General features: G+C 37.7%; 19 protein-coding genes. 5 read left to right on the top strand and 14 right to left on the bottom strand.

What is annotated here, in order from left to right; genetic code table 11:
• Positions 1–5: 5 nt before the first annotated feature.
• On the bottom strand, positions 6–830 hold the full coding sequence (locus BN1082_RS02850; protein ID WP_090630566.1) for an electron transfer flavoprotein subunit beta/FixA family protein: 825 nt from the start codon (positions 828–830) through the stop codon (positions 6–8).
• 424 nt (positions 831–1,254) lie between these two features.
• Positions 1,255–1,506 carry an aspartyl-phosphate phosphatase Spo0E family protein gene (locus BN1082_RS02855; protein WP_090630569.1) on the bottom strand — a complete coding sequence of 84 codons (252 nt, stop codon included), beginning with the start codon at positions 1,504–1,506 and terminating at the stop codon, positions 1,255–1,257.
• A 336-nt stretch (positions 1,507–1,842) separates the two neighbouring features.
• Between BN1082_RS02855 and BN1082_RS02860 the strand changes: the two genes are divergently transcribed.
• Positions 1,843–2,628, top strand: a complete 786-nt coding sequence (locus tag BN1082_RS02860) for a carbon-nitrogen family hydrolase (protein WP_090630572.1) — start codon at positions 1,843–1,845, stop codon at positions 2,626–2,628.
• 73 nt (positions 2,629–2,701) lie between these two features.
• On the opposite strand, the gene BN1082_RS02865 is transcribed toward BN1082_RS02860, so the two are convergent.
• From BN1082_RS02865 to BN1082_RS02875, 3 genes are all read right to left on the bottom strand, one after another.
• The gene (locus BN1082_RS02865; protein ID WP_090630574.1) at positions 2,702–4,180 is read right to left on the bottom strand and encodes a PAS domain-containing sensor histidine kinase; all 1,479 of its coding nucleotides are present in this window, start codon (positions 4,178–4,180) and stop codon (positions 2,702–2,704) included.
• A gap of 252 nt (positions 4,181–4,432) precedes the next feature.
• Complete coding sequence (locus BN1082_RS02870; RefSeq protein WP_090630577.1) at positions 4,433–6,727, bottom strand: thiamine pyrophosphate-dependent enzyme; 2,295 nt, start codon at positions 6,725–6,727, stop codon at positions 4,433–4,435.
• Positions 6,727–7,740 (bottom strand): 2-oxoacid:acceptor oxidoreductase family protein, encoded by a 1,014-nt coding sequence (locus tag BN1082_RS02875; protein ID WP_090630580.1) that lies wholly within the window; start codon positions 7,738–7,740, stop codon positions 6,727–6,729. The genes BN1082_RS02870 and BN1082_RS02875 overlap by 1 nt, the downstream gene beginning before the upstream one ends.
• A 408-nt stretch (positions 7,741–8,148) precedes the next feature.
• On the opposite strand from BN1082_RS02875, the gene BN1082_RS02880 reads away from it, so the two are divergent.
• Positions 8,149–9,894 (top strand): B12-binding domain-containing radical SAM protein, encoded by a 1,746-nt coding sequence (locus BN1082_RS02880; RefSeq protein ID WP_090630583.1) that lies wholly within the window; start codon positions 8,149–8,151, stop codon positions 9,892–9,894.
• 291 nt (positions 9,895–10,185) lie between these two features.
• On the opposite strand, the gene BN1082_RS27255 is transcribed toward BN1082_RS02880, so the two are convergent.
• Positions 10,186–10,326, bottom strand: coding sequence for a hypothetical protein (locus tag BN1082_RS27255; RefSeq protein ID WP_176699624.1), 141 nt, complete (start codon positions 10,324–10,326; stop codon positions 10,186–10,188).
• A complete protein-coding gene (locus BN1082_RS27260; RefSeq protein ID WP_176699625.1) occupies positions 10,326–10,487 on the bottom strand; it encodes a hypothetical protein in 162 nt (53 codons plus the stop codon). The genes BN1082_RS27255 and BN1082_RS27260 overlap by 1 nt, the downstream gene beginning before the upstream one ends.
• Positions 10,488–10,816: 329 nt before the next feature.
• On the opposite strand from BN1082_RS27260, the gene BN1082_RS02885 reads away from it, so the two are divergent.
• Positions 10,817–11,164, top strand: coding sequence for a DUF3905 domain-containing protein (locus BN1082_RS02885; protein WP_090630586.1), 348 nt, complete (start codon positions 10,817–10,819; stop codon positions 11,162–11,164).
• A gap of 124 nt (positions 11,165–11,288) precedes the next feature.
• Positions 11,289–11,495, top strand: coding sequence for an alpha/beta-type small acid-soluble spore protein (locus BN1082_RS02890; protein WP_090630588.1), 207 nt, complete (start codon positions 11,289–11,291; stop codon positions 11,493–11,495).
• Positions 11,496–11,548: 53 nt separating this feature from the next.
• On the opposite strand, the gene BN1082_RS02895 is transcribed toward BN1082_RS02890, so the two are convergent.
• From BN1082_RS02895 to BN1082_RS02905, 3 genes are all read right to left on the bottom strand, one after another.
• Positions 11,549–12,586, bottom strand: coding sequence for an anti-sigma factor domain-containing protein (locus tag BN1082_RS02895; RefSeq protein WP_090630591.1), 1,038 nt, complete (start codon positions 12,584–12,586; stop codon positions 11,549–11,551).
• Positions 12,583–13,335 carry an RNA polymerase sigma factor SigI gene (sigI, locus tag BN1082_RS02900; protein WP_245640286.1) on the bottom strand — a complete coding sequence of 251 codons (753 nt, stop codon included), beginning with the start codon at positions 13,333–13,335 and terminating at the stop codon, positions 12,583–12,585. The genes BN1082_RS02895 and sigI overlap by 4 nt, the downstream gene beginning before the upstream one ends.
• A 582-nt stretch (positions 13,336–13,917) precedes the next feature.
• Positions 13,918–15,498: a peptide chain release factor 3 gene (locus BN1082_RS02905; protein WP_090630598.1), complete on the bottom strand. Its 1,581-nt coding sequence runs from the start codon at positions 15,496–15,498 to the stop codon at positions 13,918–13,920.
• 231 nt (positions 15,499–15,729) lie between these two features.
• Between BN1082_RS02905 and BN1082_RS02910 the strand changes: the two genes are divergently transcribed.
• The gene (locus BN1082_RS02910; RefSeq protein WP_245640287.1) at positions 15,730–17,451 is read left to right on the top strand and encodes an AAA family ATPase; all 1,722 of its coding nucleotides are present in this window, start codon (positions 15,730–15,732) and stop codon (positions 17,449–17,451) included.
• Positions 17,452–17,552: 101 nt separating this feature from the next.
• On the opposite strand, the gene BN1082_RS02915 is transcribed toward BN1082_RS02910, so the two are convergent.
• The 4 genes from BN1082_RS02915 to BN1082_RS28065 all read right to left on the bottom strand — a co-directional run bounded on the left by BN1082_RS02915 (position 17,553) and on the right by BN1082_RS28065 (position 22,059).
• Entirely contained in the window at positions 17,553–17,687 is a 135-nt protein-coding gene (locus tag BN1082_RS02915) for a YjcZ family sporulation protein (protein WP_090630601.1), read from the bottom strand.
• 32 nt (positions 17,688–17,719) lie between these two features.
• A complete protein-coding gene (locus BN1082_RS02920) occupies positions 17,720–17,815 on the bottom strand; it encodes a YjcZ family sporulation protein (RefSeq protein ID WP_141650814.1) in 96 nt (31 codons plus the stop codon).
• A gap of 208 nt (positions 17,816–18,023) precedes the next feature.
• Positions 18,024–18,275, bottom strand: a complete 252-nt coding sequence (locus BN1082_RS28060) for a response regulator transcription factor (RefSeq protein ID WP_245640288.1) — start codon at positions 18,273–18,275, stop codon at positions 18,024–18,026.
• Between the two features lie 268 nt (positions 18,276–18,543).
• A complete protein-coding gene (locus tag BN1082_RS28065; protein ID WP_245640289.1) occupies positions 18,544–22,059 on the bottom strand; it encodes an OmpL47-type beta-barrel domain-containing protein in 3,516 nt (1,171 codons plus the stop codon).
• Between the last annotated feature and the right edge of the window lie 84 nt (positions 22,060–22,143).

A 22,143-nucleotide genomic window follows, 5' to 3' on the forward strand; every position in this document is an offset into this window, starting at 1 on the left:
TTACTTTATTTCGCTGACTTTATTGTGAACAAGTCCTTTTTCTCCATTAACATTTCCATTAGCTGATTCACTTGCTCATCAGCAGAACCCTCGAGTTTTTTTCCACCCTCTGGCCGTGGAGGTGTAAACATTTTTCCAACAATCGTCGGTGAACCTTTTAATCCTAGCTGTGTACGCTCGACATTTTCTAAATCATTAACTGACCAAATGATAGGTTCATACCGTGCTGCCTTTATCATATTGGTCATCGGTGAATATTCAATATCATTAATTTCTTTTTCCACTGTCAACAAGCATGGTAGCTCTGCTTGGATAAGCTCATACCCGTTTGTTAATTTCCGTTTGATTAACACGGTTTTTTCTTTCTCATTCACTTCTGCTACTTCGATTACACTTGTAACAGGCGGAATATCCATTCTTCTTGCGATTCCAGGTCCAACCTGCCCTGTATCTCCATCAATGGCATGCTTTCCGCATATGACCATATCTACTGGGAGTTCCTTATTAATTCTTTCTAAAGCCTTTGATAGGGCATAGCTTGTAGCAAGTGTATCCGCACCGGCAAAGGCACGGTCCGATATTAAATACCCCCTATCTGCGCCGATCTCAATGCTCTTTTTTATTACCGCAGTTGCTTGTGGCGGTCCCATTGACAATACCGAAATTGTCCCACCGGTTTTTTCTTTGATTTTTACAGCTTCCTGGACTGCATGACCATCATAGGGATTTAAAATTGCAGGAGCACTTCTTCGGTCGAGTGTGTTTGTTTTGGGATTAATTTTAATGATTTTGGTATCAGGTACTTGTTTGACACATACGACAATGTGCATGTAGGTTTTTTCCTCCTCCATATAAAACTGATTATTGAAAGCGTTTTAACTTTTAGGTATAAAAATGCTTATCAATACGATATATGTATCGCAATATAAGCATATTACCAACCAAGAATACTTTTTGATGTGCTCTTTTTATAGAAGATTGAATGTCGTGGTGTAATTTGTGGTTTTCATGTGTCTAATTATAACTATATGAAATATTTTGATATAAACAATGATAAAAATCACAGTATTGTCTAAATTTGTAGAAAACGTTTGATTGTAGAAATGGATCTAATAGAATTGAGGTAATCATGGGAGTTTATGCTACTGAGGCCTTCCGGTATTTTTTCTGCTTTATAATCTATCATTAAAAGGAAGGCCATTATTTTGGTACTTTGGACCGAGGCATATATTTAAGCTTTTTTAATAGATTCTTTCATAATTCAAGGAATGCCTTAGGCCAAACCATAATCATTTGTTTAAAAGCAAATTTTACTTCTTCATTTTCCCTTGGAGAATGCTTAAAAAGCCTTTGGTATTCATTAATTAATTCATCAAGTTCTTGACTGTATTGAATGGTTTTTTCATTAGTAAAGCCAAGTTGATTTGCACAGCTGATCATTAATTCTCTTTTTTCTTTTATTTCCTCCAGCACCTCAGTACGATAATGATTACTATATTTATACAATTTTATTCCCCTACACTTTCCCTTTAAATCATTAAAAATAGACTACTTGAAGAATTATGACAAGAATTTAGAATAAAGTAAATACCTTCGCAAAAGTAGACAAAACATTCTATTTATTGCGTATTTCGACATTGTTTTTATTATTCCTTCATGTTTTTCCGACAATGTTTTATTGATGACAGAGATTACCTCTTATCTTGATTTCATTTCATCAGGGGAATATTTTAAGTACTAGTGATGAGTTAATTCATTTATAGTTGAAATTCTAGTCACAAATGATATAACTTTTATAAAAGCTTGTAAAGAAAAATCTGAAATTAAAAAGGGGGAAGTTAGGTGAAACTAAAAATCGCATGTCTACAAATGGATATTGCCTTTGGTGACCCAATTAAAAATTACGAAAATGCTACTAAACTACTTAAGAAAGCAATGGAGCAAAAACCCGATATCGTAGTCCTTCCTGAACTATGGACAACCGGTTACGACTTGACACGGTTAGAAAAAATTTCAGATAAAAACGCAATCGAAACAATAAAATTTCTTAAATCCGCTGCAAAGAACTTTCATGTACATTTCGTTGGCGGATCTGTAGCCAATCAGGATGAAACAGGTGTAAAAAATACCCTTCTAGTTATAAGCAAAGATGGTAAACTTGTGCACCAATACAATAAGTTGCACCTTTTTAGACTTATGGATGAGCATTTATATCTTGAAGCCGGCAATGAAAAAGGTCTATTTGAATTAGAAAATCATCAGTTTGCCGGAGTAATTTGTTATGATATTCGTTTTCCAGAATGGATTCGTTCACACACAGCTGAGGGTGCTGAAGCATTGTTTGTGGTGGCAGAATGGCCTGCTCCTCGACTTCCTCACTGGAAAGCGCTGTTAATCGCTAGAGCGATTGAAAATCAATGCTATGTGATCGCATGTAATCGGTCCGGCTCAGACCCAAATAATCAATTTGCCGGCCATTCATTGATCATTGATCCTTGGGGGGAAGTGCTAGCTGAGGCTGATGAACATGAAGGGATTCTCTCTACAGAAATTGATTTGGATCGCGTCAAAGATATTCGCAAGAACATTCCAGTTTTCGATGATCGAAAACCAGGGTTTTATAATTAAATTTCTAGAATAGGTCTCCTGTGAGGATGTCCCAAACAAAGGATCAGACCCTTAGGACATCCTTTTATTGTGGTTATTTCATTCTTTGCTTTAGGTCAAGCGGTAAAAAAATATGAAAAATCGAACCTTTTCCAAGCTCACTTTCAATTTGAATCAATCCTTGATGTTCTTCAATGATTTTATAGCTTACCATTAAGCCAAGGCCGGTTCCACGTTCTTTAGTTGTATAAAACGGTTCTCCCAGTTTCTTAACCCTGTCCTTTGAAATCCCTTCACCTTCATCTTGAATGGAAATATGCACTTGATTACTCTCCATTCTTTTCGTCGTTATCGTGATATTTCCACCATTCGGCATCACTTCAATAGCGTTTTTTATTATATTAATAAAGACCTTTTTTAATTGATTAGGTTCACAATAAATAGATGGTAAGGAGCTATCATAATGAATCTTAAATTGGACATTATAAAGGACAGCTTGGGCATTTAAAAGGTCAACCGTTTCTTTCATAATCTGATTAATGTCCATTTCTTGAAAACGAATAACTTGAGGCTTTGCAAGAATTAAAAACTCGTTTATGATCGAATCGATTCTTGCCAATTCAGATGTTATTACTTGATAGTACAAGGCATGTTCAGCTTTGATACTGTTTTCAAGCAATTGAATAAAACCCTTCAGTGACGTCATCGGATTGCGAATCTCATGGGCAATTCCTGCCGCCAGTTCACCAATTACATTTAAGCGATCTGACTTCCTCAGCTGTTCCTGCATTTCTATTTTTTCAGAGATATCCTCAATTATAGTGAAATTCAAGCCTTCAACAATTTCACGTTTCGAAGAAAATTCAAACTGTCTTTTTTCTCCAGTATTTGTTTCAAATGAAACTGTTGTAGTGTGGTTCCCAAATTGAAGAACTTGAGAAATGTGGTGAAGTATTTTACTTTTGTTCTCCTTTTGGTTCCCTATCACCTCAAATAATAATTGGCCCTTTAGTTTCTCCTTTGAAAGACCAAACATTTTTTCTCCTGTGCTATTAATATCAACAATTCGCAATTGATCATTCCATAGGGCCAGACAGTTTATAGAATCTTCAAAAATCCTTCTGAATTTTTGTTCACTCACATGTAAGTCTTTCTCCATTTGATATCGTTCACTATTATCACGGAATATAGTGATAACATATCCAGCAAGAGAATTTATTTTTGCAGAAAATTCAAGATGTTTTTCTTCTCCATTTTTAAGACGAATCACAATGTGTCTTTTCTCTGTTCCTATATGGTTAACTTCGTCAAGGATTTGTTGAAGTTGAATTTCTTCAAGTGTTTTACCGAGGATATGGACTCTCTCTTCCTTCATAATGGAGCAAAACGCGGTGTTTGCTTCAATGATTCTCCCATCCTTATTGTATATAATCATGGCATCCATTGCATGCTGAAAAACATCTATTAGCAATGACTCTTTTATATCCTTGTCCAAATTGCTTTGTCCTTCATTTAATTCAATGGAACCATTATGGATAGGTATCTCCTCATCCTGATTGATTTGCCTTTTCACAAATAGCCACCCCACGAACCCCTATTATCAAACACTATATTAAGTCTATATTCTACATAATTTAAGAATATTCCTTTTAATTAATAAAACTATCTGTCGAATTTTAAAAAAAATGCAGAAAAAAGGCAAAGCTAAGTGCTTTGCCTTTTAATACTTTCATAATTTATTTCATAGGATTTCGAAAATGATCTAACGCCAATACCCGGTACCTAAAAATAATATAGGTTCGCTTGCATTTTTTAATCAATGAGATTATAACATTGGGTTTTCATGCTTAGCTTTAAGCCGTTGCCATCTTTTTTCAACTTCCGTTTCAAATTCTTCTAAAAGTGGCTTGTTATCTTCTTTTAAAAGATGTTTTGCTTTACCCATGTATTTAAGCCAATCAGAAACTGGAACGCGCTTGTTTTTATCTTCCGGATTGTAGGTAATAGTGGTTATACCTTGTTCCACTTCATAAAGCGGGAAGAAGCAGGAATTTACAGCTTCCTCGACAATTTTTGTTCCGTACCGATCATCAGATTTCCAGTTTAACGGGCAAGAAATTAAAAGTTTTCCGTAAACAGTTCCGACATTTTGCGCATACCACTGTGCTTTTGCACCTTTTTTAATTAAGTCCTGCGGGAAAGCTTCAGAACCAGTAAACACATATGGAATATTCGTTGCCGCCATTATTTGTGCTGTATCCTTATGGTGGAAGGTTTTCCCTCTTTGTACTTTACCTACCCCGGAAGTGCTTGTCATATGTCCAATAGGCGTAGAATAGGACATTTGAGAGCCTGTATTCATATAGCCCTCATTATCATATTCAAGCATAATTAATTTATGACCGCGAAGTGCTGTTCCGATGGCAGATCCCATGCCGATATCCATCCCGCCATCGCCAGTAACCATGACAAACGTGGCATCGTCTGAAATTTGAATTTCACCTCGGCGTTTTAATTCCATAAATGCTTCAACCGTACCAGACAGTGTTGCAGCACCATTTTGGAATAAGTTGTGCATCATTGTCTGTTTATGAGAGCTGTGAGGATAGGCAGTTGTTGTCACATAAGCACAGCCTGTTTGGAAGAGCGTAACAATATCGCCTTCTATCCCTTTAAAAAATAATTCAAGACCAGCAAAAATACCACATCCTGGGCATGCCCCATGACCAGAAGCAATACGTTTTGGCTTACCCGTTAAGGCACGTAGCGGTGGAATTTTCACTTTTAGCTTATTGGTTTCCTCATCCATTTTCACTTCAATTAAACCAGATTTATAATCCTCACCATGCTGTGGCTCAATGACAGGCTTAAGAATTTTTTCAGGGTTACCAGGAATATGTCCATAATAGTCAAATGACTTTTCTGCATAGCCTTTTTCCATGGCATCAATCGCCATTTTGAAGAAGTTTTCAGCATCGCTAGCATAAAAATCTTTGCCACCAACACCGAATACTCGACTTAAAACAATGGTTCGATTATCAAAGTCTTCTTGTAAGGCGGATTTAACTTCGTGTGTTAAGTTAGGACCATGTGCACCATAGGAATCTGCGCGCTCACCAACTAATAATGACTTCACATTATTAAGTGCTTCGCGAATTTCCTTAGCAGGGAATGGACGTAGAATATTAGGACTGATTACACCGGCCTTAATTCCCTTTGCACGCAACTGGTCCACTACATCCTTAGCTGATTCAGCAGCAGAGTTTAGCAGGAATAAGGCAACTTCTGCATCCTCCATCTTATATAAGTCTAGAACAGGATATTCCCGGCCTGATAATTTTGCATATTCAGCAGCAACTTCTTTATATACCTCACCAGCATTGTATATTGCTTCTGACTGCTGGAAGTGGTTATTGAGAAGATCATTACCATTCATATGTGCACCGATGGTTACCGGTTTTTGCGGATCTCTAATAAAATTGTAGTCTGTAGGGCATTCACCAACAAATTTTTGAACATCTTTGCGATCTTTAAAGTACTCAACACGACGTTTTTGGTGAGATGTCCAGAATCCATCATAGGCAACGATTACAGGAAGACGAACTTTAGAGTGCTCCGCAATTTTAAGTGCCATAATATTCATATCATAAACCGCTTGAGGTGTTTTTGCTGTCAGAATAACCCACCCAGTATTTAGCCCATAGTAAAGGTCGGAATGATCTCCCCTGATATCAAGCGGCCCACTAACGGCCCGTGTAACAAGGTTCAAGACCATCGGAAAACGAGTTCCTGCTTGTACAGGAAGCTGTTCAATCATATATAAAAACCCGTTTGCACTCGTTGCATTAAATACTCGCGCACCAGTAGCTGCTGCACCATAGCAAATCCCTGCAGAACCATGCTCACCATCCGCTGGTATCAGCTTTATATCATGTTCGCCCCTTGATTTCATCATGTCCAGGTATTGGGCTACCTCAGTAGACGGTGTAATAGGGAAATACCCCATGATATGGTAATTGATTTGTGCTGCAGCCATTGCAGCCATTTCATTACCTGATTCAAAAGTTGACACCTGTTCAGCTACACCTTGTGATGTTAATTTTTCTTCTAAAATCGCCATTAGTAACTACCCCCTGTTACGTAAGGAAAATTTTGTTTCACACGATGCTCATCGGCATAGCCGATCATTTCCCGCATGTCTCCTAAAGCACTAGTTGGACACGCTTCCACACATTTAAGGCAGCCTTTACAGTACTGGTAATCGATTCCTTTAAGGAACATTTGTTTTCTGCCCTTCTTGTCTTCTCCTTCATCCCAAACAAAACAGAAATCCGGACAAACATTATCACATGCTGCACAATTAATACATTTTTCTTGTTGGAATTCTGGAAGGAATCCTTGCCGTGATCCGCTTAAATCCTTTAAAATACTATTTGCCTGTGTGGTAATAACTCCACCTAGTTCTTGTGTCATGTAACCTAGTTGTGGAAGTGGAATCGAGAAGGATTTTCCCTCTGCTCCTTCTGGAACGGAATAGGTTTTAAATTGAACCGCATTATATCCACGGTCAAACGTCCGTATATTTGGTTCAACCAGTTGAGGATATTTCTTCGAAAATGTTTTTCGAATAACGTCTCTCATCGATTCAGGGTCAAGAAAATCACAAATTCGGTATAATGCACCGAGCATCGCAGTGTTTACTTTTGTTTTTTCCTCTACCGCGATCCCTAAAGCATCAACAATTGCAAGGGTACCATATTCTAATTGTAAATCCTTCTTAACGTCGTCAAATTCTCTAGTGGTATTAACTAATACGATGCCATCAGCTTTTAGGCCACTGACAACATTAACAGTTTTATATAACGCTTCATGAAAAACACCAACCACATGCGGTTGTTCAATGGGACTATGATCTCTAATTTCTACTTCCGGTTCACAAAAGCGAATAAAGCTTTTTACTGGGGATCCTTTTTTCTCCGAACCATATGATGAAAAATTGGAGCCTTTAAGCCCTAAGCTTAATACACCAGCTTCAGCTAGCATTTTCCCTGCCAAATTTGCTCCTAGTCCGCCAATTGACTCTAAACGGATTTCAAAGAATCCTAATTCATTTGTTTTAGGTAAAATAGACATATTTCTCCCTCCCAAATTTAAAAGCATAAGCACTTTTCTTTTAGGTGCTTGTAATAGATCGTTCTCAAATTTCAAAAAACAAACAGATGAACTCCCCCGTCATTATTTTAGGACTAAAACTTTTATTAATCTGTGACAAATGTTATACATCTAAGAAAAAAATTTATAACACATTTTTATTACAAGAAAAAATCGTTTATTTATATGACTTTTTAAGGGTTTTTTAATTATATAACAGGCCAAGGTTTGTATTATAACAGAAATAAAAAGGTCTGCTAATTTTTTCATAGCAGACCATTTTAATCAAAGAAAAAATATGATGAGTAATCAATTATTACCACTTATAGTATTTTCATATTTATTAGGCTATAATTAAATATTGTTTTATTTAGTTAAAGGAGATCTATCATGAAGGTAATTTGTTCAACTCTTAATGCCAAATACATTCATACAAATTTGGCTATACGTTATCTAAAGGCTTACGCAGCTCCAGAATTTAATATACAGATTAAAGAATATACGATTAAGGATCCGGTTCTGAACATTGTTACCGATCTTTATCAACAAAAACCATCTGTGATAGGATTTAGCTGCTACATCTGGAATATTGAAGAAACAATTAAGGTCATAAAAATGCTGAAAAAAATTGACCCCTCTATATTCATTGTTTTAGGTGGGCCAGAGGTTACGTATGATACGGCCGAATGGATGGAAAAAATACCTGAAGTTGATTTCATCATTATCGGGGAAGGTGAAAAAACCTTTAAACAGCTGCTAAATGAAATTGAATCGACAGGACAGTTTCGAAATGTTCCTGGTATTGCTTATCGAAATGATGACAAAATCGTCATCACTCCACAAATGAATAAGCTCGACCTTAAGGACCTTCCGTCACCTTACCGGTTTCCTGAGGACGTTCCACATTTAGGTAAGAGGGTCACCTATATTGAAACAAGTCGTGGCTGCCCATTTAGCTGCCAGTTTTGCCTATCTTCGATTGAGGTTGGGGTTCGTTATTTTGACAGAGAAAAAATAAAAGAAGATATTCGCTACTTAATGGAGCATGGTGCCAAAACCATCAAATTTGTGGACCGAACGTTCAATATAAGTAGAAGCTACGCAATGGACATGTTCCGCTTCTTGATTGATGAACATAAACCAGGGGTTGTCTTTCAGTTTGAAATAACAGCTGATATCATGCGTCCTGAAGTCATTGATTTCCTTAATAAAGAGGCACCAAAAGGACTTTTCCGGTTTGAAATCGGTGTCCAATCAACAAATGACTATACAAATGAACTTGTTCAACGGAAGCAAAATTTCTCTAAGCTGACGAGGACAGTTACAATGGTCAAAGAAGGCGGAAAGATTGACCAGCATCTCGACTTAATTGCCGGACTGCCTGAAGAGGATTACGCATCTTTTCGTAAAACCTTTAATGACGTTTTTGAATTAAGACCGGAAGAGCTACAATTAGGATTCTTGAAAATGCTCCGCGGTACAGGTGTCAGGCACCATGCTGCAGATCACCAATATATATTCATGGAGCACACACCATACGAAATTCTAGGTAATAACGTGTTATCTTTTGATGATATTGCCAGAATTAAGCAAGTTGAAGATGTGCTGGAGAAATATTGGAATGATCACCGCATGGACATGACTGTTGAGTATTTGGTAACGAATGTTTTTCCTTCTCCATTTGATTTCTTTCAGCAATTCGGTTCTTACTGGGATGAGCAGGGGTGGTCAAGAATTGGGCATCAGCTTGAGGACCTATTCCGTAGATTGTATTCCTTTCTTGAGAAGGTAGCTGAAAATCATCTTGAAACAATCGTTGGTTTAATGAAATATGACTATTTAAAAAATCACAAATACAAGCCAAGAAAGCCATGGTGGGAAGTAAGTTTCAATAAAGCAAATCGTACACAAATCTATAAACGAATCTCGGAACATCCTTCTTTACTTGGACAATCTTTCATCGAGCTAAATCTTGATGAAAAGGATTTGTATAAACATACCATGCTTGAAGAGTTAACCTTTGATTTAACAGCATATTTAGCAACAGGTCAAATAATAAAACAACCAACTTGTTTACTAGCTTTTTTTGATCCAACCAATGAACGGACGCTTATTTATTCTTTTCCTGAGATATAAATGACTAAATGATGTCCAAAAAGGTAGAGGGTGTCCCAAAAGTATAACTTTTAGGGGCACCCCCTTTTTATTAATGGTCTGTTAAACTTGTCTGTTGATTTCTGCTTAAGAAGCGAGCATCCGCGGGCGGTACTGGGAGCCTCCTCGGCGCTACCCATGCCTGCGGGGTCTCCCTGCCCCGTACTCCCGCAGGAGCTCCACAACATTGCGGAAAAATCATCTTGAACTTTGTACATATTGTGGTGCCTGTCACCTTTTGAGACAGCCTCAATTCTTTGTTTTAGGACATCCTTATTTTTCTTTTTTATTGGCTGCTTTCTTATTTTTTTCTTTTAATGGAAAATCATAAAGCTTTACCCCGTTCACGTTACCGAGTTCAACACTGAATTCCTCGCTTGGAATGCGAGGTGGAATTTTACGTCTTTCTTTCATTAACTTCGCCCTTTTTTCCCAAGTTTTGAATTGCGATTAGCTCCCCTAATTGAATTATCATTGTCAGCAAATTCTGCTGAAAACTCACTTTCCTGGTTGTTTTTATGAGGTGTCTTCGAATATTTTTCCACAGCATCAAATTCAGCTTTACGCTTTGCCATTTTAATTATCCTCCCTTTTAAATAAGCTTACAATTTTATTTTTGGCTGTGTTAAATTTGCTTGTTGATTTGCGCTTCAGGCGCTTCGCTTTCTGCGGGCGTTTCGGGGAGCCTCCTCGGCGCTTAAGCGCCTGTGGGGTCTCCCCTGCCACGTACTCCCGCAGGAGTCTCGCGCCTTCCGCTCCAATCAACATAGTGTTAAAAATCAACAATGACCTTTAACACAGCCTTATTTTTAAACAAATTAAGGTTATTCATGCGTTTCCTTATTTTTCATAAATAAATTTACATTATTAGAAGAAAATAAGGAAAAACAGGAGTGACATGTAAATGGATAAAAATCAACAACCTCAAGAAAATATGAGTATTGATCAAACTCTTCCACACCAGATTAACTCACCTGACTTTAAGGATACCGGAATGAAAATAGAACCTCCGTTTGTAAATAAACATGGCGTGATAATAGGTGATAGCATCTATGGATCTGATAATTCTCCTTTAGAAAACTGGTCTAGTGATACTGACCCTGCTATCATGTCTGGTGATGAGTGGGTGCACCCCACAAATGATATTGGCTGGAATACGGAGGAAAACCGTGAACTAATTGAAAGCAAGCGGAAACCTCAAGGCGTTCCATTTATGCATCCCTCAAAGGATGTCAGTCATGGAAGTGATTGATCAATCTTCTTAGCAATATCCATACCCGATAAACATTACCACTAATGAAATACATGAACAAAATAAATAATAATTCTACAGGGATCAAAACATTCTCTGTTATCGATTTTAAGGAGTTGAAAATATGGCTAGGAGTAGCAATAAATTATTAGTTCCGGGTATTGAACAATATTTAGAGCAAGTAAAATATGAGATTGCCCAGGAATTTGGCGTACAATTGGGTTCTGATACAGTATCAAGGGCCAATGGGTCTGTCGGCGGAGAGATTACAAAAAGGCTTGTAAAACAGGCGCAAGCCCAAATGTCTGGAAGTCAAGACATGAATAAATAAATATAATGGCGAAAAAAGTCCGGCTTTTGCCGGACTTTTTACTTTTCATGATGTTAATCATCATGCTTAGGTTTATGATTTTGATTTTGATTAATTTCTTCTTGCTTTTTCTTTTGTCCGTAATTTTGTTTAGGATTTTCCTTAAATTCTTCCTGCTTTTTCATTTGTCCGTAATTTTGATTAGTTTGATCTTCATCCATTTTTTTTAACTGCCCCGGTGGAATAAAATTATCGTCACCATGTTTTTCATTGTTCTTCACACCGTTATTTACTGGTTCATCCGCTCTAGGTGTATTATTTTCCGATTGTTTCTTCACTTGTCCTGGAGGAAGTATTAACTCAGATGGTTGAGTAGGAGTAAGATTTTTATTCTCTAGTTCCTGCTTAGAATTGTCTTTTCTTTGTTCTGTTAAGTTAGACTCCATTTGGTTTTCATAATATTTACCGGTTGTAATCCCTAAATGGTGAGCCTTTTCCCTTTCCTCTTCCGTTCCTTTGTATAAGGTTACTTCCAACCTTTCTTCGTTTGCCTTTGCTTTAATCTCATTTAGATTTTCATTCAGTTTCGCTTCTACCTGTTGTTCAGATCCATTCGTGCGAACAGTCGAAATGATGATTGGTTGATTCGATTTTAAGTAACCCTCTTTTTTCATTTCGTTAAGTATGATTTTTGCTAATTGTGATACATCTTTATTCTTCCAGTTTGTTATAGCAGAAATTATTTTTTTTCCCTCTTTATTAAAACCATTTAATTCTACGACCTGCATTTTTTTATTAATGCCAAGCTCAATACTTGGATTTACATCAATTGACATATAGGCATATGCTTTATTGTCTTGATTCATAGGAATCATTGAACCAAGAAAGATGAATAATGCTGTCATAACACAAATGGCCCAAATCGTTTTTCTCTTTAATAGGTTCCTCATTATAATGGACCTTGAAGCGTTATCACTGCTAATCGGAAAAAAGGTAATTTCCTCACCAATTATGTATTGCCTTTTTTGATTCCGTGTCCGCAAAAATTCGCCTTCAGGGGTTAAAAGCGTCAAAAATGCATCGTCAATCTCCATTACAATTCCCTTTTTCATTCCTCCAGCACCCCCTTTATATACTCTTTCATATAGACATAATCACTAGATAAAATTAATGCTATTGCTATAATATATTTCCGGTTCCGCTCAATAGTTTTTCTGCTGACATTCACCTTCCTTTCTAATTGTTTTATCGGCAATCGCTTTTTTTCGAATAGAGATTCTTTAAGTTCTTCGTTCTCTACCAACATCTTTGCCGCTGTGATCGCATTTTTTCTCGCATCTTGATGCTTTGGAGAATTTTCGACTAAATCACTAAAGCTCAAATCAAACGTCTTTAATAATGTTTGAAAATGAAAGATTTCCTCTTTTCTTAACTGTTCATCCGTTTTTTTATGATATTCATCGAGGGAAAGTTCATTTACAATGACGGTTCCTGGTGATTCTTCTTCGTAGGAACTGGTTAGGTCTAAGCTGATGTGCTGGTTTTTCGATTGTTTGCGAATATAATCAATAACCCGCCTCTTTATTAACACCTCAGAAAAACTTAACAATGAACTTCCTCGTTCAGGTGAATATTTTTCAATTGCTTCATTAAACGCAATAAGACCAATGCTAAACTCATCGTCAGATTCATAAATATATCTTTTACATACAGAAGATACAGTTCTCGCAATAAATGGTTTGTAAGAATCGATAATTTCGTTAAGCAGAAACTTATCACCATTTTGAATTAATCTAACCGAATCTTCCAACGTTCTCTTTTTCTTGTGTTTCATAAACAATAAACTTAGCATTAGCCTCACCTCTCAACAAACCCAATTATACCATACGTATATTTGTTTGGGGTTTCGAGGGTAAAAACATTACCCAGAGAAAGATATCCAAAAAAGTATATCTTTTCTTAATTTATTGTTTAATTGTTTATTCACTACATAGTTACGCTTGTTGAGAAAATGTTTGTGGGGGTTTAAAAAAATTTTGTAAAGAAAAATTTATATATATTTAATAAAAGCAAAACAAAAAGAATCTGTCCCAAAGGTGACAGGCACCACTATATTTACAAAGTTCATGATAATTTTTCCGCTATGGTGATTGGAGCGGAAGGCGTTCGACTCCTCGAAAATACTATCGCATTTCCTTCGTGCGTGGGCGGATTCAAGGATGTAATTCAATGTCCTGCGGGAGTATGGGGCAGGGGAGACCCCGCAGGCGCAATAGCGCCGAGGAGGCTCCCCGTACCGCCACTAGAGCGGAAATCACCAGACAAAGTTTAACAGACCATTAATAAAAAGAGGGTGTTCCTAAAAGTTATACTTTTGGGACACCCTCCTCATCTAACAATATACCAAGCTCAAGCGACTGGCTCTCGAGTCGCATCTACTTAACTAATCATTCTGATCCATCGGATTATAAAGTTTTACTGATGGATTTTTTTCTTGGAACCATCTAAGCGCAAAATCATTTTCGAATAAAAAGACATAATGATCGTACCGATCTTTGACAAGAAGACTTCTTGAACTTGACAGGTTTTCATCAACCATATCGCCTTCAACCCATCTGGCAATTTTTGAACCCAATCTCTCCATCAAAACTTCGGCGTTATACTCATTTTTCATCCGATGTTCAAATACTTCGAACTGGAGCTGGCCAACAGCTCCTAATAAATATTCTTCCATTCTGACTGTTTTTAAAAGCTGAATGGCGCCTTCTTGAACAAGCTGCTGAATTCCTTTATAAAAGGATTTTTGTTTCATAACATTTTTTGCTGATACCCTGACAAATAGCTCAGGTGTAAATTGTGGTAATCTCTCATATTGGAATTGTTCTTTTCCTGTTGTCAGAGTGTCACCAATTTGATAGGTGCCTGTATCATAAAGACCAATAATATCCCCGCTCACCGCTTCTTCAACAGTATTCCGTTCTTCCGCCATAAAGGAGGTTGATTGGCTTAACTTTAACTGCTTACCTAAACGAGGCAAATTTACAGTCATTCCGCGTTCGAATTTTCCAGAACAAATTCTGATAAAGGCAATCCGATCGCGGTGGGCAGGATTCATGTTTGCCTGTATTTTAAAGACAAACCCTGAAAAATTCTCAGATAATGGGTCAATTTCACCATTAGACGATTGGCGAGGTTTGGGCGGTGGAGCAAATTGCAAGTACGATTCAAGGAAGGTTTGAACCCCAAAATTTGTTAAGGCACTGCCAAAGAATACTGGTGTTAAATTACCTTGTGCGACTCTTTCCGCAGAAAACTCATTACCTGCTTCATTTAAGAGCATAATTTCCTCTAAAGTTTGCTCGTAAAGTCCTGAAGTCTTGATAGGATGGTCTCCAACAATTTCACCATCTTCATTTAATGGAATAAAACGATTCTCTTCTGAAACACGGAATTGTTCTACCCGATTATGAAAGCGGTCGTAAATGCCTAAAAATTCTTTTCCCATCCCAATTGGCCAATTCATTGGGTATGATTCAATACCAAGAACCTCTTCCAATTCTGCAAGAAGCTCTAGTGGTGATTTACCTTGACGATCGAGCTTATTCATAAAAGTAAAAATCGGTATACCCCTCATCCGGCATACTTTAAAAAGCTTAAGGGTTTGTTCTTCAATCCCTTTTGCTGAGTCGATAATCATTACCGCACTGTCGACGGCCATCAGAGTCCGATACGTATCTTCACTAAAGTCCTGGTGTCCAGGAGTATCCAAAATATTGACACGAAAGCCATCATAGTCAAATTGCATGACACTGGAGGTAACGGAAATTCCCCGTTGCTTCTCAATTTCCATCCAGTCACTTGTCGCATATTTCCCTGTTTTTTTTGCTTTTACTGTCCCAGCGTCTCGAATCGCTCCTCCAAACAATAATAATTTTTCGGTCAGTGTTGTCTTACCGGCATCCGGGTGGGAAATAATCGCAAAAGTCCGACGCGTTAATACTTCTTGTTTAAAATTGTTACCCATTTTGTCTTCCTCTCTTTTGACAATTATTAATTTTGTCCATAACTTTTATCTTATCTTTCTAACGGTAACTTTGCAATCTTTCATTTTTTCTTTACCAACAATTCTTCTTCAGGAAGCGGCTTTGAAAATCAAAAACTGTAAGTATTAGGTAAATTCCCACCGATTCCCATCTCCATTTTTATAAAATCCTTTTATAATAGAATATGACTCTGTTGAAGGAGATGAAAATCATTGAATCAAAGTAAAAAAATTGTTTCAAAATTATTACCGCTGGTCGTAGCGTTCATTATAGTAATATCAGGATCAATTTGGATAATGGAAACAACAAATAAAGAAACAGCGATTCCATTTTCGTCGATAGAAGAAATCATTCAAAATCAACACGGAAATCCGGTTTCGTTAACAGAGCAATCCGATGGTACGATTCATTTACAAGCAGGAAAAGATAAATATGTCGCTAATGTTCCACCGAATAGTCAAATGCTTAACAAGCTTGTTGAAAAATATAATATTCATTATTCCTATTCAACTAGCAGTGCTTATGGTAAATGGATTTTGGGCGGTGTCATAATTGTGCTTTTTGGGGTAGCATTCACCCTGCAAAAAACAAAGGGCGGATTTGGTCTCTCAAACTCCATGAAAGGCAGTGTAGCAAATGAACAGCCTCGCCCTTCCATTACCTTAAACGATGTTGGTGGGCTTTCTGAAGAAATGAAGGATGAAATTCTTCAAACATTATCAACGCTAAAAGAACCTGAACGGGCGATGAAAATGGGGGTTAAACCACCAAAGGGGATTTTATTTTATGGTCCTCCAGGTACGGGGAAAACCTTACTTGCTCAGGCAATTGCACGGGAATTAAATGCCGCCTTCTTCTCAGCGAGCGGTTCTGCTTTTAATGAACTTTTTGTTGGCGTCGGAGCAAGCCGGGTTCGATCATTATTCCAATCAGCACGAAAGCAGAAATCTGCCGTTATTTTTATCGACGAGGTCGATGCATTAGCAGGAAGAAGGAAACCTCATGGCGGTGAGGAAGCAGAAAAAACATTAACTGAGCTACTTGTCCAGCTTGATGGCGGTCATTCCAATGACGGCATCCTCTTTATTGCCGCAACAAATAGGAAAGATATGCTGGACGAAGCATTCATTCGTCCAGGACGAATTGATTTCTCATTCCATGTCCCGCTTCCAGATACAAAGGGAAGAAGAGAGATTATCGATATTCATATTAAAGGCAAAGTTTTAGCGGATGAAGTGTATGCTTCATTAGATACGCTTGCTGATAGTACATCTGGATTTTCAGGTGCAGAGCTCCAGTCTCTCTTTGAAACAGCAAGCAGGAGGGCTGTCAGAATGGGCCGAGGGCTCATTCAAAAGGACGACCTTGATTATGCTCTTGACCGAACCATTTTAGGAAGTACCTCGCGTACATTAAAGGACAAAGAAACAAAAAGAAGAGTTGCAATACATGAAGCCGGACATGCCCTGATTGCCTCATTGACAAAGCCTGGTTCGGTTCGAAAGGCAACCATTATCCCTCGTGGAGAGGCTCTTGGCTATGTCGCACCAATCCCAAAAGAGCTACATTTATCGACAACAAGTGACTTGTTGGACCGCGTTTCCATGGTTCTTGCAGGGGGAGTTGCCGAAAGATTGATGCTTGGTGAACATAGTATTGGTGTAAGCGGTGATGTTCAGCAGGCAAAGCATATCATTGAGCAAATGGTTGATATTGGAATGCTGCAGGATGGTTTCACTCTAACCTTCAACAAACAAGATAAAGAGGCTAAAATGCAGGAACTTTTTTCAAATGCCATTGAAAAAACGGAAAGCTTGATCAGTAAACATCACTCTCAGTATCTACAATTAGTCGACCTTTTATTAAAGAAAGAAACAATTGAAGGCCAGGAAGTAGAGGATCTTGTTTGGGGAACACCAATGGGGGTTCATTAAACCTTGAAAGGCAAGGACTTTCCTTGCCTTTCCTATTTTATAAGAATTTAGATCATTGGAATTCACTAAACGGGATCTTCCGCTTTTCTTACGGAGCAATTTTAATAAAAACAAGCGGCACCTACAATAATCAGCAGGATAAATAAAACCACGATTAAAACAAAACTGCCACAACCACCGAAACCACAGCCTCCGTATCCACAGCCTCCAAAGCCGTAACCACCATATCCGAACATTCTATTCCCTCCTGTTTACTTTATATGATTTCTTAAATACACCAAGCAGCTCCAACGATAATTAATAAAATGAATAATACGACGATTAGAGCAAATCCAGCCCCAAAGCCTCCAGCTACACCAGTCATTCTTAATTACCTCCTTTGCTAAATTCTATATATCCTATTCACCCAGATAAAAATGTGCAATAGACACATATCCAAATCCATTGCTTTTGAAAAAAAGAATAAGCCTATCTTTTTAAGATAAGCCCAAAACTTGCTGTATGATTTTGTTTCATAAACCTATTCTCTATTTTTTCTTACTTCTATTTAATAATCCCCATCCGGATTGCTTTTACAGCCACCTCCGTCGGTTTTGGGCGTTGAGTCTTTTCATAATATTTGAAATATAATCTCTTACGGTATATTTACTTAAATATAGCTTTAGTGCCGCTTCCGCTGTCGAAGCACCGTCAGCTAAAAGCTTAATAATTTCAATTTCTCTTGGCGATAGGGAAAGCGAACTATCCTCAGTTACCTCATATTTTTTTATGGCTGCCTCAATAAATTTGGATAATAGTTCGCCTGAGCTTTGACCGAATTTCATTAGTGCCGGATATAGGCTTGTATCTAAGGTACAATAATTATTTGGACCTTTATCTAAAACAACACCGCCAATAATTTTTCCTTCCGCTGGAACATAAATGGGGACGATTACTAATGAGGTAAGTTCAAACCATGGGCAAATGAAGTCACTTCTAGATCATTTAATAGCTCAATAGAAAAGGAGGAGGTGACTAACCTCACCCCATTAGAGCGAAGCGCTGCCAAACGCACAAAAGATCGTCTCGTTAAATCAGACGATCTTTTCTTTATTATTGTAATTCAGTAGAAGTAATACTTTGTAAATCCATAAGAATCAATAATCCAAAGCTATTCGTAATAGACTTACCTACTTTTGCATTAACTTCATTTTCCAGAGCTTTAATTTGGTTGCGTTGCTCATTTTTATTTTTGGCTTTTTGAATTGCTTCTACTTTTGCAAGCAAGCTCTGCGCTGTGCCTTTTGATGTAATAAAGTCTTTGTTGTATCCAACAGATATAAGCTCATCTAAATGCTGAATGTCAATTAAGGTTTCAAATGTAAACGTTTGTTGTTCTTTGTTTCCAAGCTTATCTTCTGCTGTTACTACTAAAGTATGCTTTCCAGGTAATAAAGTAATTGGAGAAACTTTGTCCAACCCTTCGATAGAAAGCCCGTCTAGCTTATACGTTACAGATTTTAAACTACTTACATAAGATTCTATCTTTACAGATGCTGGAATTATTTCATCTGTTTGATAGAAGGATAAAGGACCACTAATTGTAATTTGTATAGCTTGTTTTACAATCCATAATTGAATCGATTGGACTACTTCCACATTACCAGCATTATCAATGGAACGATATTCAACCACATTTTTGCCTTCTGTTGAGATTGTCACATTACCATTTACTGTATTCCACTCTCCACCATTTAGGCGATATTCTGTTTTGGCTACTCCGGAACCTTTACCGTCATTCGCTGTGAATGTCAGTGTTGCAACTTTTACATTGTAGTTATTTTCACCGGATACACCGTCAACATGAGCAGTTGTTTGTGGAGCATGTTTATCAATCCACACTAGAATATTTTGTACTTCTTCTACATTACCTGCTTTATCTGTAGAACGATAGTCAATCACGTTTTTACCTTCTGTAGAGATTGTCACATTTCCATCTACTGTCGTCCACTCTCCACCGTTAAAACGGTATTCTGTTTTGGCAACTCCTGAACCTTCACCGTCATTCGCCGTGAAAGTAAGGGTTACATCTTTTGTATTATAGTTATTTTCTCCAGATTCACCATCTATGTTCAGAGAAGTTAACGGAGCTTGTTTATCAATCCAAACTTGGATTGTTTTGGTTTCTTCAATATTCCCTGCTTTATCGATAGAACGGTATTCAATTGAATTTTGGCCTTCTGTAGAAACAGTCACATTTCCATCTACTGTCGTCCACTCTCCACCGTTTAGCCGATATTCTGTTTTGGCTACTCCGGAACCTTCACCGTCATTTGCTGTGAAAGTAAGGGTTACATCTTTTGCATTATAGTTATTTTCTCCATAGACCCCATCTACTGTAACAGAAGATATAGGTGCAGACACATCAGCTGCTTCAGCAGGTTCGAAATGATTCATCGATAACGGTTTCAACTGATAAGTACCTTTAAAGATAGATGAAATTCCAGTAATGTGTACTTTACTACCTTCATGATACTGTTGTTTAAATGCATCCAAGGTGATCCCGGTTCTTGCATCAACACGGACATGAGTTGTCCCATTTTGTCCTGCAGCATCAAATTCAAAAGATCCAGTTGGGTTTACTGATGTAATGTTTTGAATAGTAACATTCTCTAATTTAATTATACGACCTTGATTTTCATCGTTTATAGCAGTTTGTATTTGGGATCCTGGTATATCCGCGGTTCCCTTTTTCTCTACTACTACTGGATTGGTAAGCTCAACTTCACTATTATACGTTGTTTTAGTCGCTGTTATAGAAATATTATCCCCTACGTGATATCCCACTGCACTTTGGAATACATAAATACCTGCTGTTCCATCTTGAAGATAAAATCCTTGACCACCAAAAGCTCCCGGCTCAGAAGTAATAACACCCTCTACTGTAACAAGTGTCTCATCTTGAGCTTGACGTGCGTTTTGGATTGAGACTATCCCAGGAACCGGCGGCTTGTCACCTGGTAATGGTTCAGCTGGAACATTCGCTATATTCACACTCTCTGTAATGATATTATTTGTACCTTGTTTTAAACGTAAACTGGCTGCACCTTGTTTACCAGGTTTAATTTGGACTGTTAGATCTTTAGATGCGTGACCTGTAACATCTGCTGTAACATTAATATCAGGGCTATAGCCATAATCAGACCATGTGCCGTTATCGTTTTTAAATCTAGCAATTTGCTCTCCGCCAGCAAGGTATATACCTGCTTTTAAGGCAGTAACAGTTTGTCCAGGTTGAAGCTGGTCAACAGTTACTCGAATCTGGAACTCCTGTTGGCTCGGCAATGTTGCTTGGTGAACAAATTTATACACTGCTTTTCCCGGGTCTGGATTTGTTATTGTAGAAGCTCCGTATGATCCTGGTTTGAAGGTTGTTGGATCATACCATTTATATCCTGCATCTGGCTTTGCCCATGGCTCTGGCTGTGGTTCAGTGGAAGCAGCTGGTTCCTCCATAGGCAACTGCTTTGTTGGCTCATCTAATTGCAAGCCTGGAACTTGATCTAAGCTCGTATAGCTTTCTTTCATTGCTAACCATTCAACTGTTTGTACTAAAAACGTGCTATCGTTTACTTCTTTATAACCATCATATGTGGTTTTCGCTTTTCCATTTTCTTCTCGTAAATATTTAGGAGTAGCATCTTCTACTGGTGAAGAGTCTCCAATAAAAGCCGCTTTACCTGCTCCAAGCTTAGATATCGCAGCAAACGGGCCTTCGGCACGACCTCCTCCATTATATACACCTTGGTCAACTGCAGATGCCCAAGATGGTACATTTGTAGGAATATATACGATACCTTTCGCTTTCTTTGGATCTAATACAGCAAGTGTAGATCCAGCATGCATTGCGACTGCTTTTACACCTTGTGTAATACCAAAAGATTGATCCACTGCAACAAGATCAGTTGCATTGGCATCGCCAAGTGCATTGTAACGGAAACGGATTCCAAAGTTTGTCCCTAACCAATCAGAGCTTTGTAAGCCTTGCATTGCAGGAGAGCTTGCTTCTTCAGTATTCATTCCTTTTGCAGGATTATCAAATGCACCTCTACGGTATCCATTAAAGACCTCTGAGGCATCCCAACGGTTTTTGTTACGGTCAGCATTGTAATGATCAGCAATAAAGAAAATACTTCCACCGTTATTCACGTATTGAAGCATGGCATCTTGTTCTGATTTCTTATAAGGAATATTAGCTTCCCCAATAATAAATACATCATAATTCTTAAGCTTGTCATATGTAACAGCTTGCTCACCAAATGTATAAGGTATTTGGCGCTCGAGTTGTTCTACAGTAAATCCATCAGTTCTTAAGCCGTTAGCGAAGTCTGAAAATCCACCGTCAATTACCCAGTCTGCCGCACCTGCTGTTTGACCATGTGTATTATCAAACAACACCTTTTTTCCTGTTCCATTCGGTAATGTCACTGCAGAAGCGCTTACATTAACAGAATCAGCACTTGAAGTGTTGCTTGCTGCTGCTACTAGAAGACTACTATTTGCATTAAACAACAATAAAAATGCAGTTAAAATAGTAGCAACATATTTTTTCCACAACTTACTATTCATCTCCATACTTACCCCCTATTTACTTTTTTGTATATTACAAACCAATTATAATGACAAATAAATACAATGTCTCCATATTTTTGT

The sequence above is a fragment of the Neobacillus massiliamazoniensis genome, from assembly GCF_001048695.1.
Taxonomy (GTDB): Bacteria; Bacillota; Bacilli; order Bacillales; family Cytobacillaceae; genus Neobacillus; species Neobacillus massiliamazoniensis.